Annotated in this window: 9 protein-coding genes and 1 tRNA gene; 5 read left to right on the top strand and 5 right to left on the bottom strand. The window is 38.9% G+C overall.

The genetic code is table 11. From position 1 onward, the window contains the following. Window positions 1–1,388: 1,388 nt before the first annotated feature. A tRNA-Leu gene (locus tag H4J61_RS04700) sits at window positions 1,389–1,473 on the bottom strand. A 678-nt stretch (window positions 1,474–2,151) separates the two neighbouring features. Between H4J61_RS04700 and H4J61_RS04695 the strand changes: the two genes are divergently transcribed. Then, window positions 2,152–2,652 carry an RDD family protein gene (locus H4J61_RS04695; RefSeq protein WP_182184076.1) on the top strand — a complete coding sequence of 167 codons (501 nt, stop codon included), beginning with the start codon at window positions 2,152–2,154 and terminating at the stop codon, window positions 2,650–2,652. 105 nt (window positions 2,653–2,757) lie between these two features. Here H4J61_RS04695 and lptG read toward each other — a convergent pair whose 3' ends face one another. Next, the gene (gene lptG, locus H4J61_RS04690; RefSeq protein ID WP_182184074.1) at window positions 2,758–3,825 is read right to left on the bottom strand and encodes an LPS export ABC transporter permease LptG; all 1,068 of its coding nucleotides are present in this window, start codon (window positions 3,823–3,825) and stop codon (window positions 2,758–2,760) included. Next, a complete protein-coding gene (gene lptF / locus H4J61_RS04685; protein ID WP_182184071.1) occupies window positions 3,825–4,949 on the bottom strand; it encodes an LPS export ABC transporter permease LptF in 1,125 nt (374 codons plus the stop codon). The genes lptG and lptF overlap by 1 nt, the downstream gene beginning before the upstream one ends. A 239-nt stretch (window positions 4,950–5,188) precedes the next feature. Between lptF and pepA the strand changes: the two genes are divergently transcribed. From pepA to H4J61_RS04665, 4 genes are all read left to right on the top strand, one after another. Beyond that, window positions 5,189–6,694, top strand: coding sequence for a leucyl aminopeptidase (pepA, locus tag H4J61_RS04680; RefSeq protein ID WP_182136424.1), 1,506 nt, complete (start codon window positions 5,189–5,191; stop codon window positions 6,692–6,694). Window positions 6,695–6,725: 31 nt separating this feature from the next. Continuing rightward, window positions 6,726–7,202 carry a DNA polymerase III subunit chi gene (locus H4J61_RS04675; RefSeq protein ID WP_182184069.1) on the top strand — a complete coding sequence of 159 codons (477 nt, stop codon included), beginning with the start codon at window positions 6,726–6,728 and terminating at the stop codon, window positions 7,200–7,202. 22 nt (window positions 7,203–7,224) lie between these two features. After that, complete coding sequence (locus H4J61_RS04670) at window positions 7,225–10,095, top strand: valine--tRNA ligase (protein ID WP_182184066.1); 2,871 nt, start codon at window positions 7,225–7,227, stop codon at window positions 10,093–10,095. Between the two features lie 306 nt (window positions 10,096–10,401). Next, window positions 10,402–10,611, top strand: coding sequence for a cold-shock protein (locus tag H4J61_RS04665; protein ID WP_146879877.1), 210 nt, complete (start codon window positions 10,402–10,404; stop codon window positions 10,609–10,611). Window positions 10,612–11,379: 768 nt separating this feature from the next. On the opposite strand, the gene hemH is transcribed toward H4J61_RS04665, so the two are convergent. Further along, window positions 11,380–12,396, bottom strand: a complete 1,017-nt coding sequence (gene hemH, locus H4J61_RS04660) for a ferrochelatase (RefSeq protein WP_182136427.1) — start codon at window positions 12,394–12,396, stop codon at window positions 11,380–11,382. A gap of 8 nt (window positions 12,397–12,404) precedes the next feature. Next, complete coding sequence (locus H4J61_RS04655) at window positions 12,405–12,983, bottom strand: glutathione peroxidase (protein WP_182184064.1); 579 nt, start codon at window positions 12,981–12,983, stop codon at window positions 12,405–12,407. Window positions 12,984–13,114 lie beyond the last annotated feature (131 nt).

Raw genomic sequence — 13,114 nt, 5'->3', positions numbered from 1 at the left:
TTATTTCGTTTTATTTTAAAAGTTTTTTTAACTTTCAAACAACTCGTTTTATCACGTTAAGTTAACCAAATCAGCTTGAACTGAATAAGATAACTTATTAAAACAGCTCTTTGGGGTTACCCCTTAGAACTGGAGCGCATTTTAGAGATTTCTGGCTTCACGTCAACACCTAATATCAATTAAATTGCGATTAAATGACTGTTTGCCTTTTAATTAAGCAACCCCTGCTGTGACTGACTATTAAAGCAACGTTATTGTTATTTTTTAATCGATAACATATATAGTTATCAACTTAATTAAAGAGTTCTTTAGGATGACTTTATCTTTATAGATATATTTTTTATCAATTTATCTTGTTTTAACCAACAAAAAGTTCCAAACCACTATATTAATCTCTTAAAAAGATAAAACTCTACTCCTATATATAGTCCATTCAATGACAGGGACTCACATCGGTATTAAAACCCTACAGATGTATACAGTATCGTTAAACTCATGTTGCTAGATAGAAGTTTAGTTTATTAACTGTTGAATACTAGGAAACATGATTGCATTGATAGGGAGTACATTTACACCTGGTAGATTTTTGGCAATAAAATGGTATTTCCAAGCAAACTCATTTGAATGCGTCACTTCGGTTCATTTTTATTAGATTTATGGCTCGTCTATGCTTGGCTTAATTATCTTAAAGCTATACTGCCATAAGTCTATAAAATTAGGTTCAACTCATTACCTCTATATAGGTATTGCTTTTAACTTGGTAAAAGCACCTTGCATATTGTTCACACTAACTTTTCAGTATCACCATTGTAAGAATTCATTTTTTATGGTCTCAGTAATAATGTTCAAATGAGACAGCCGTTAGCAAATAAATTACTTAGCGCTATAACAGCACCTTATAGTTGTGAGCTATGAATAAGAAATACATCGTGGAAAAACGCTAGGTTACAACTATGCTACTGAGAGTCACCTAGCATTTTTTATAAACAGAATGCGTTTTATAAATGCCATATTATACTGCGAGAAAATCTGGCCTTTGTTTACTGCAATGCTCAACAGGAAAGCTAATATTTTACTTTATCATTTACTTTCCTAAGCAGGCTTACAAAGAAAAGCTTAACGGCTAGGATAGGTTTACTCATTAAGAGGTAAAGATTTTCGCTAACAAGTGATGAACTACTATTTATGAAATTGACAATCCAATTGTAACGAGGCAAAAGCTAAAATGCTGTTTAAGGCAAGCTCAACGCATGGAACATTTAGTTTTGATAAAGTGGTAAGACAAGAAAACACTAAAATACAGCGTAATTTCATCAAATTTTAGGCACAAAAAAACCGACATTTATTGTCGGTTGTTTGTGTTATAGCCCTTTAAGAAAAGGGAAGAATGGTACCAGCGGTCGGACTCGAACCGACACGTCTTTCGACAGGGGATTTTGAATCCCCCATGTATACCAATTTCATCACGCTGGCATTTCTTTTCTATAACTTCAATAATATAAAGCCTTATTGAAGACAACAGCATTATACGAAAAATAATCCTGTTAGCAATAGTTTTTCTTTCATTATTACTTAAGTGCTGATTATTTGTTCATCAAGCTACAATCTGTACCAATTTTAGCTGTTTTTCCAACCAAATTCTGGTCTCGAAGATATTATCAAAAAAAGTATGCTTGATACCTGCGGCTCGGTAAATTTTGTTAAATAGATTTTCGCTTAACTGTGGTCTTGTGCAATGCGCTAGATTTACCGCCACCGCTTTAGTTTTGCTCTAGCGAATAAAGTTTATATGATATTCAAGAGCTGTTTCAACACTAATCGCTTTGCTTTTAGATGTGAGTAAAACTCCAAAATTTCTCTGATCAACTTTTGTAACGGCCAGATACAAAGCTTGGTGTAAATTTTTTAAGTACTCACTATATCACTGTCCTTGGGTTGCAACTAATATCCAGTTGTCTGCTATCGTCAGTTCCAACCCGCTATTGGGTACAAATAGTGGTTATTATTAAAGCTCCTGTTTTATATTCTAAGCACTTAATATTTCATCTGTTTTTGTTTAAGTTCTGTCTGGAAATTAAAAATGTCGCTCTCTTACTTATACTTTTATAGGCCTTTTGTTAAACTAGTACAAATTTTTCTATTGATGTGGCTATGTCTTTAACTTCTAACTCACCTTTTCCTCGTGCAGGCTTTCGACGTCGTTTGGCTTCATGGTTGTATGATGCTTTAATTACAATCGCTGTTTACATGAGCGCTGGTGCAGCTTCTTTTTTAATTATTTCATTAATGATTCATTTTGGCATTTTTGATTTGCAAGGTTATCAGCACTTAAGCGATACCATCACAAATACTTATTGGTTGCTGTGGCCCAATGAACTTTGGAAGCTGAGCTGGGTGGCATTTTTCTTTATCTGGTTTTGGTCTAAAAGCGGCCAAACTTTAGGTATGAAGGCGTGGCGTTTAAAAGTTCAAAATCAAGATGGTAGCTTAATCACTAAAACCACCGCTTTAAAACGCTTATTGCCAACATTATTAGGTTTGGGCAATTTTACGCTCTTGCTTGATAGAAAAGATAAATTGAGTCTACAAGACCGTTTAACTGATACTGAAGTGGTACTTTTAACGCTTGAGGCAAATCGGGGCAGGCTATAACTATTTTGAGGCTGTAACTAATATAAAAACCGAGGTGAATGCAGTAACGCTTTCACCTCTGGTGGCCAACCTAAGCTTTCAAAGCCTTTGTTGGGTTTGATCTTGCTAACTTGCGCGTCTGTTCATTAAATACAAAGCAATACTGACAAAAATCAGACTAGGCATAAAAGCACCAAAAACAGCGGGTAGCTGGTAAACCAAACTGAGTGATCCTAGCACTTCATTGACAATAAAGAATAAAATTCCCGTGGCCACGCCCATCATAATTCTTGCCCCCATAGATACTGAACGTAATGGACCAAAAATAAAAGATAGTGCCACCAATAACATGACAGCCAAAGTAAAGGGCTGTGCTATTTTTCGCCAAAAAGCTAGCAAATATCGACTTTGATCTTGTTTGTTGGCCTCAAGGTACTCTAAGTAATCACTTAAGCCCCTTAGTGATAATGACTCAGGCTTAACGGTTACAACACCTAGTTTATCGGGTGTTAATGTTGAACGCCAAGACATCACGGCTTGGCTTTCTTTACTAATTTCTGTTGCGCCGATTTTGGTTTCAACAACGTCACGTAATTGCCAAGCATTTTTTTGATAAACGGCGCTAGCTGCTGATACCCAACTCGACAGCTTAAGCTGCTCGTTAAAGCGATATATTTGGATGTTTTTTAGGGAACCCTTATCTTGTACTTCACCTATATGAACAAAGTAGTCACCATCTTTTGCCCACGTGCCGCCGCTTGATGAAATTAAACTCCCACCCGAAATGGCTTGAGCTCGCACTTGTCGAGCTGCGGCTTCGCCTTGAGGTGCTAGCCATTCACCAATCGCCATACTAACAATGATCAATAACAATGCTGATTTCATTACTGATTTAATAATATCAAGACGTGAAAGCCCTGCCGCCTGCATGACAATAAGTTCACTACTGCTTGCCATCATCCCCATGCCAATTAAGCCACCGATTAATGCAGACATAGGAAAAAATAACGAGACGTCTTGTGGAATAGCATAAAGCACGTAAAGCGCAGCGTGGGCCAAATCATAATTACCTCTGCCAACTGACTTCATTTGCTCAACAAATTTAATAATGCTGCTCAAACTGACAAATACCGCTAAGGTGGTGAAAGTTGTAGAGGTAATAACGCGACCTATGTACATATCTAAAATACGCATTAAGCAGCAACCTTATTTTTAGCGTTCTTCACTTTAAATTTCCTACCACCTTTTCGGCCTTTAACCAATAAACTTAAGCCTAATACCAGCACCGTAAAGTGCACTGGCCACAAACCAATATATTGTGGCACTGAGCCTCTTTCTATCCCTGAACGAATCGCGGTTAGTAATAAAAAGTAACTTAAAAACAGTAACAATGCCGGTAGCATTTTACCAAATTTACCTTGGCGCGGATTGACAACGCTTAATGGCACGGCCACCAAGGTCATAATGATACAAGCCAATGGAAAGGCGATCCGCCATTGGCTTTCTGCACTTGTTTCTGGCGTTTGTGCTTGATAAAGCTCCGCGGTTGGTATTGCGCTGAGCTTGCGGCGTTTGTGGGCCACCTTTTGATCTTGAATTTGAATATAATATTTATCAAAGGAAACTTGTCGAAACTCTTTATTTTTGATGTCATTTTGATAACGGGTACCGGCTGATAGTATTAAACGCTGCGAGCCAGTTTCTTCTTCAACAACTTGGCCGGTTGCGGCATAAACTAGGCTAGAGTCGATAACACTAGCGTTTGGTGTACTTTCATTAGGCAACTGCGCAACAAAAACCTTTTCAAAAGTATTGTCATTACGATTTTTATCATGAATAAAGATGACTGCTTTTTTATTACCTGTAGTTTGAAAACGTCCAGCAATCAAAGAACTTAAACCTGAATCAGACGCAATTTGATCTTTAACTTGATGTTCATACTCTGCTGCCATGGGCGACAAATAAAGCGTAAATATGCCTGTAATAATCGCGGTAACAAAACCTAGAATTAAGGTAACGCGCACCACATACCACTCACTGACACCACAGGCATGCAATACCGTCATTTCATTTTCAGCGTAAATACGACCATAAGCCAATAAAACCCCAAGAAAAAAACTTAAGGGTAAAATCATGCCGGCAAGATCAGGAATTTTGAGACCAATAAATGTCATCACTAAATGACCTGGAATGCCACCTTCTGAAGCATCATCAAGCACACGAACGAATTTATTGCTGATAAATATTGTCATAATGACAAGAAATACCGCAAGTTGGGTTTTGGCAACTTCTTTGAGCAAATAACGAAATATAATCACAAAGTGATCCTATAAAAACTTAGTTTTTTCTGACATACAGCCATTTTTTCAGTAAACTTGTTATTTTTAGCATTAAACTAAATTTAAGCTTGCTAGGTAACGCTGTGCAATACGGCTATAATTATAGCCTTTAGCCGAATACATTTAAAAGCAAGCTTAGCGATTATTTACTGTTTTTAGCAAGATAAATAGTATATTTTCAATAAAATATACGCATTTGAGTCAAATTAGGAGACATCATGGAGTTCAGTGTAAAGAGTGGCAGTCCGGAAAAACAACGTAGCGCCTGTATTGTTGTCGGTGTTTTCGAACCTCGTCGTTTGTCAGCTATCGCAGAACAACTAGATGAAATTAGTGAAGGCTATATTAGCAATCTATTACGCCGTGGCGATCTAGAGGGAAAATCAGGGCAAATGTTGTTATTACATCATGTGCCAAATATTCTTAGTGAACGCGTATTATTAGTGGGCTGTGGTAAAGAACGTGAGTTAGACGAACGTCAGTATCGCCAAATTATCAGCAAAACGATCAGTACCTTAAATGAAACCGGTTCAATGGAAGCAGTGTGCTTTTTGTCTGAATTACATGTTAAAGGCCGCGATACCTACTGGAAAGTACGTCAAGCGATTGAAGCAACACAAGATTGCCTCTACAGCTTTAACAGTTTGAAAACCCGTAAAGAAGAGCCTCGCCGCCCTTTACGTAAAATAGTATTTAACGTCCCCACTCGCCGTGAGTTACCGATTGGTGAACGTGCTATTAACCATGCATTGGCTATTGCAAAAGGTATAACAAGCTGTAAAAACGTGGCGAACATGCCACCTAATATTTGTAATCCTGCCTACTTGGCTGAACAAGCTCAAATGCTGGATAGCAACTATGACAATGTCAGTACTAAAATAGTTAACGAAGAGGAAATGGCTGAATTGGGCATGGGCTCATATTTGGCCGTAGGTCGTGGTTCGGTTAATGAGTCACTGATGAGCATTATTAAATATGATGGCGCTGGTGATGATTCAAAGCCGCTAGTGTTAGTCGGTAAAGGTTTGACCTTTGACAGTGGTGGTATTTCATTAAAACCAGGCGCAGGCATGGATGAAATGAAATATGATATGGGCGGTGCAGCCGGTGTTTTAGGTGCTATGCATGCACTGGCAGAACTTGCTCTACCGATCAACGTGATTGGTGTTTTAGCGGGTTGTGAAAACATGCCAAGCAGTAACGCTTATCGCCCAGGCGACATCTTAACCACTATGTCGGGTCAAACCGTTGAAGTATTAAACACAGATGCTGAAGGCCGTTTAGTTTTATGTGATGCCTTGACCTATATTGAGCGCTTTGATCCCGAACTGGTTATTGATGTTGCCACCTTAACAGGCGCTTGTGTTGTGGCTTTAGGTGCTCATGCAACCGCCTTATTCAGTAGTCATAATCCACTCGCGCATGAGTTATTAAACGCTTCTGAGCAAAGTGGTGACAGAGCATGGCGCATGCCTTTATGGGACGACTATCAAGATCAACTTGAAAGCCCATTTGCTGATTTTACCAATTTAGGTGGTAAAGAAGCCGGCGCAATCACTGCCGCCTGTTTCTTATCACGCTTTACCAAAAAATATAATTGGGCGCATTTAGACATTGCCGGTACGGCATGGCGCGGTGGTAAAAACAAAGGTTCAACTGGCCGACCGGTAAGCATGCTAACGCAGTTCTTATTAAATCGTTCTGGCGCTGAGCAAGGCGAATAGTTTTCACTGAATTTATAGCCGGAATAAAGTCATGCTAACCCAAGCAATGTTCTACAGTATTGAAGAACAAAGTAGTATTGTAGGTGTCACTGAAGCACAGCTGCACCTGCATTATGCCTGCCTGCAAGCAGCTCACTTTTACCGGCAAAATCAGCGAGTATTTATTTATACTCAAGATCAACAAAGTGCTCATGATATTGATGAAATGTTATGGGCCTTTGATCCAACAAGTTTTGTACCACATAATTTAATTGGTGAAGGTCCAAAACAAGGTGCTGCCGTGGAAATTAGCTGGCAGCCCCCAACAAACCGGCGTGCGGTTTTAATCAATTTAACCAGCAAGGTGCCTAACTTTGCTCACCAATTTTCGCATTTGATAGATTTTGTACCCCGTGATGAAACACTTAAACAACAAGCTCGAGATCGTTTTCGAACTTGTCGTCAATGGGGTTTTCAGGTCGCTCACCAAGTGGCAAGCGCACCGCAAACTATCGATACAACAAGTTAAAATTCTTCTGACGGAAACTCTGATGGAAAAAACATTTACCCCCGCTGATATTGAACAATCCCTTTATAAAAGTTGGGAAGAACAAGGTTACTTTAGCCCGACAGGTGAAGGCGATAGCTACAGCATTGCCATTCCACCACCCAATGTGACGGGTAGTTTGCATATGGGCCATGCTTTTCAGCAAACCATTATGGATACCTTAATTCGTTATCAGCGCATGCAAGGTAAAAATACCTTATGGCAAACAGGCTGTGACCATGCCGGTATTGCAACACAAATGGTGGTTGAGCGTAAAATTGCCGCAGAAGAAGACAAAACCCGTCATGACTATGGCCGCGAAGCCTTCATTGATAAAATCTGGCAATGGAAAGAAGAATCTGGCGGCACTATCGGTAAGCAAATGCGCCGTTTAGGCAACTCTATTGACTGGTCTCGTGAACGCTTCACCATGGATGAAGGCATGTCTGAAGCTGTGCAAGAAGTCTTTGTTCGCTTATATGAAGACAACTTAATTTATCGCGGTAAACGCCTCGTTAATTGGGATCCAAAATTCCACACGGCAATCTCTGATTTAGAAGTCGAAAATAAAGACAAAAAAGGCCACATGTGGCATTTACGCTACCCGTTAGCTAATGGAGCAAAAACAGCAGAAGGTCTTGATTATTTAGTGGTTGCCACCACACGACCTGAAACTATGTTGGGCGATACCGGTATTGCGGTAAACCCAGAAGATCCTCGTTATAAAGATTTAATTGGTCAAGAGGTTTTATTACCCTTAGTTAATCGTTTAATTCCCATTGTTGGTGATGACCATGCCGATATGGACAAAGGCACAGGTTGCGTAAAAATCACTCCAGCCCATGACTTCAATGATAATGAAGTCGGTAAGCGTCATCAATTACCACAAATCAATATTTTTGATAAAGACGCCGCGGTATTAGCCACTGCTGAAGTTTATGATACTAAAGGTGAAGTGTGTGACGTATATGATGCACAATTACCTGCTGAATTTGCCGGTATGGACCGTTTTGTCGCCCGTAAAGCTATCGTAGCTAAGTTTGACGAATTAGGTTTGTTAGTTGAAGTAAAAGAACATGATTTAGTTGCCCCTTACGGTGATAGATCTGGCGTTATTATTGAGCCCTTACTTACCGACCAGTGGTACGTACGTGTAGAAAAACTTGTGGGCCCTGCCGTTGACGCGGTAAAAGATGGCCAAATAGAGTTTGTCCCTAAGCAATATGAAAACATGTACTTTGCTTGGATGAACAACATTCAAGACTGGTGTATTTCACGCCAACTTTGGTGGGGACATCGAATTCCGGCTTGGTATGATGAAAATGGCAAAGTTTATGTCGGTCGTACAGAAGCAGAAGTACGTGCTAATAACCCGATTGGCGATGACATGAAACTAAATCAAGATGATGATGTACTTGATACCTGGTTCTCATCAGCTTTATGGACTTTCTCAACCCTAGGTTGGCCAAAAGAAACCGAAGATTTAAAAACTTTCCATCCTACTGATGTTTTAGTTACTGGTTTTGATATTATTTTCTTCTGGGTTGCTCGTATGATCATGATGACCATGCATTTCAACAAAGATGAAAAGGGTAAAGCCCAAATACCGTTTAAAAAAATCTACATGACCGGCCTTATTCGTGATGAAAATGGCGATAAAATGAGTAAATCAAAAGGCAATGTTATTGATCCCCTAGACATGATCGATGGCGTTTCACTTGAAGACTTACTACAAAAACGTACCGGTAATATGATGCAGCCTAAAATGGCCGCTAAAATTGAAAAGTTGACCAAAAAAGAATTTCCTAACGGCATAGAAGCTCACGGTACTGATGCTTTACGCTTTACCTTGACGTCTGTGGCAACCACTGGCCGTGATATTAGCTGGGATATGAAACGTCTTGAGGGTTACCGTAACTTTACCAACAAGCTATGGAATGCTAGCCGTTATGTACTGATGAATACTGAAGAATTTGATTGCGGCCGCTCTACACCAGAAAAACCGAGTGCTGCAATGGAGTTTTCACTGGCTGACCGTTGGATTATCGGCCAATTACAACAAACAGTTAAAACTGTACATGAAGCCTTTGATGCTTTTCGTTTTGACTTGGCTTCACAAGCATTATACGAATTTACTTGGCATCAATTTTGTGACTGGTATTTAGAATTAACGAAACCCATATTATTTAAAGGCAGCGAAGCACAGCAACGTGGCACTCGTCATACCTTAGTTAATGTTTTAGAAAGCTTACTGCGTTTAATGCACCCTATTATGCCATTTATCACTGAAACTATTTGGCAGCGCGTTGTACCCTTAACTAACTTTGAAAAAACTGGCGATAGCATTATGATACAAAGCTTTCCACAGTTTGACCAAAGCCAATGTGACCAAACCGCCATTGATGATTTAGAGTGGGTTAAACAGTTTGTCGTTGCCATTCGTAATATTCGGGGTGAAATGGATATCACGCCAAGTAAGCCATTACCGGTACTACTGAAACATGTTAATGCTGATGACCAACGTCGTCTGAATGAAAATAAGCAATTTATCAGTGCCTTAGCAAAATTAGAGAGCATTACCTTATTGTCTGACGACGATAAAGGTCCAGCGTCTGCCACCGCCGTTGTTGGTGACTTATCAATATTAATACCTATGGCAGGTTTAATCGATAAAGACGCTGAATTAGCTCGTTTAGACAAAGCCATTGATAAGTTATCAAAAGACGCAGACCGTGTTCGTGCTAAGTTAAACAATGAAAGTTTTGTTAGCAAAGCACCCGAAGCTGTGATCAATAAAGAAAAAGCAAAGTTAGCTGATGCTGAGTCTACCCTGGCCAAAATGGTTGACCAGAAAGTCCAAATTGCAGAAATTTAATCACTGATTCAAAATAAAGCATAAAAGCCAGCCTCTTAGCTGGCTTTTTTTTGGGCTAAAAAAGTAAAATAATCTTGGTATTATTTAGAGATTCCTTAATTCTAATGTGTTAATATGTATTCGCGTTGAGTTTTTGCGTTTCGGGATAAGGAGAGCTCCATTGGTCAAAAGACCTATGATCAGCCTAGACGCTTTAATATGTGTTACTGGAAACCTTTCTCTATCTACATTTTAGATAGAGGGCATTTACTCCGTATATGGCCATTTTGGCTAAACTTTAATTTTTGACCTGCGAGAAATGTTGGTATGTCTGATACAGTAACTGGTAAAGTAAAATTTTTTAACGAATCTAAAGGATTTGGTTTCATAGAGCAAGAAAACGGCGCTGACGTTTTTGTTCATTTTAGTGCAATCTCTGGCGACGGTTTCCGTACATTGACTGATGGTCAATCGGTAACTTTCAGCGTAAAACAAGGCCAAAAAGGTCCTGAAGCTGAAAACGTAGTTGCATCTTAGTCTACAGTGCATAATAAGCTTTAGTATTAACTAGTGCTTAAATAAAAAACGAAACTTATGTTTCGTTTTTTTGTTTTTATCGCTTGAAAAACCTAATTAATACAACTTATAACCTGACGAGCTCTGGCCATTGAAATAAGTAAATCAGCACTTATAAATGAGCAGATATAGTCAATAGCACATGGTTGTTGCTCGAAACTAAACATAAGTCCCTACATCTATGTAGGCAAGATACACGATTAATTCTTACATGGCCGTTACTCGCTATCCATGGCTTCATAGATCGCTTTACAGATCGCTTCACAGATCACTTCACAGATCGCTTCACAGATCGCTTCACAGCATGAGTAAATCCTTGCCGATGGATTTAGCAATAGCTAACGTGTGTTATTGAGAGCACAACAGCCGTAGTGTATTTTAACCAGCACAGCTAAGTAATAACATAATGAAATGGGTGCAAGCGAGTAGAATAATGCAAGCGCATATTGACCAGCGATATTAATTAATTATTGGGATTGGAGATAACGCGAGCATAGACGGCTTAAGCCACCTCAGAATAATCGATTATTTATTTTAATGACGAAGATAAACAAGAATTTAAATAATTGCCGAAAAGTAAACGACAACTATTTAAGTTCAATAGCTAAATTCAATAGTTAAGTTCAATAGAAAAAACTACTTAAGCACAGCTGCCTAGCTGAGCAATAACCAAGCCATATGATGCTAGCAAGATAAGGCTTGTTATCTATAGCCTTTGAAGCAGAGTACTTAATTAATATGTGGTTCTATTAATTCAAGCATAACGTCAATGTGGGCATCATCATCATTTAGTGCGGGAATATAATGATATTTTTCACCTCCCGCATCAATAAATACGTCTTTGTTTTCGTGTACTAATTCTTCTAAAGTTTCTAAACAGTCGGCACTAAATGCCGGGCTAATAATCGCTACATGCTTATTGCCATCTTCAGCAAGTTTTGCCAAGGTTTCATCTGTATAAGGTTTAAGCCACTCGGCTTTACCAAAACGCGATTGAAAGGTCATAACATAATCATCTTTACTTAAGCCAAGCTCTTCAACCACTAAACGGGTGGTTTTATGACTAAAACAATAGTATGGGTCGCCCTGCTCTAAAAAATACTTTGGCATACCATGATAAGAAAAAACTAACTTATCTGGCTTACCATGTTCAGCTATATAGTTATTAATGCTGGCCGCTAATGCTTTAATGTATAAAGGTTTGTCGTGATAACCACTTTGAAAATGGATACTGGGGATCCAGCGCCATTTTTTAATTTTATTGAACACAGCATCAAAGGTTGCCCCTATAGTTGGACCCGCATATTGTGGATACAAAGGGAGAACAATAATATTGTTAACACCGTTTTTTTGAAAATTTTCTAAAGCATCACCAATCGATGGATTACCATAACGCATAGCCACATCAACCATTACGTTATCGCCATACTTTGCTGTGAGTACTTTCTCCACTTTGGCTTTTTGTTGCTTACTAATCACTAACAAAGGCGAACCTTCCTCAGTCCAAACCGTTTCATATAACTTAGCTGATTTCTTTGGCCGCACTCGAAGAATAATGCCATGTAAAATCACAAACCAAATCAAGCGAGGAATTTCCACTACTCGTGGATCAGATAAAAACTCGCCCAAATAACGCCTAAGTGCCTTTGGTGTTGGGCTATCGGGTGTGCCTAAATTAGTTAATAATACGCCCGTTTTTGTCGTGCAATCATGAATTTTTTTACTTTGGCCTGCATATCTTGACATAATTCTCTCTATAATATTTCGTTAATGGCATTGATAAAAATGTCTGAATCAGGCTTTACGCGGCTGTTGAAGTGCTTAACCGTTTTACCATCCGCACTAACTAAATACTTATAAAAATTCCATTTAGGTGCAGTGGTTTTTTCCGCTAATGCTTTAAAAATAGGATGGGCCTCACTGCCATATACATGCACAGGCGATAACATAGTAAAAGTTACGCCATAGTTTACAAAACAGATATCAGCGGTATCTTTTTCGTCATCTTCTTCTTGAAAAAAGTCATCTGAAGGAAAGCCAATAACCACTAATCCTTGCTCTTGGTATTCTTTATGCAAAGCTTCGAGCGCTGTAAATTGTGGAGTAAAACCACAATGACTAGCCGTATTGACAATTAACATTGCCTTACCCGCCGTTAACTGACAAAGATCAAGCAATTCTTTAGCATGCAATTTTTTTTCACTGTGTTGCATAAATGCTAAACATTGTGCTGAAGGGTCGATGTTAATGTTTTTAGTGATATCGACTTCGGCCTGCGCTTTAACGGTAAAGCTTGTTAAAGCAATAATGCTAATCAACAATAAATTTTTCATGAGCTTCCTTCTTAAGGCTATTTCTGCCGACATATTATCGTAATTATCTCAGCAAAGGAATTATCCGTGCTGATGATAATGTGCTATGTATTGTATCCGCTATTATACGAATTGGAGCAATAAATTGATCA

It is taken from the genome of Colwellia sp. MB3u-4 (assembly GCF_014077065.1).
Taxonomy (GTDB): domain Bacteria; phylum Pseudomonadota; class Gammaproteobacteria; order Enterobacterales; family Alteromonadaceae; genus Cognaticolwellia.
The sequence above is the reverse complement of the archived record's forward strand: the minus strand, read 5'-3'. Positions and strand labels throughout refer to the sequence as shown.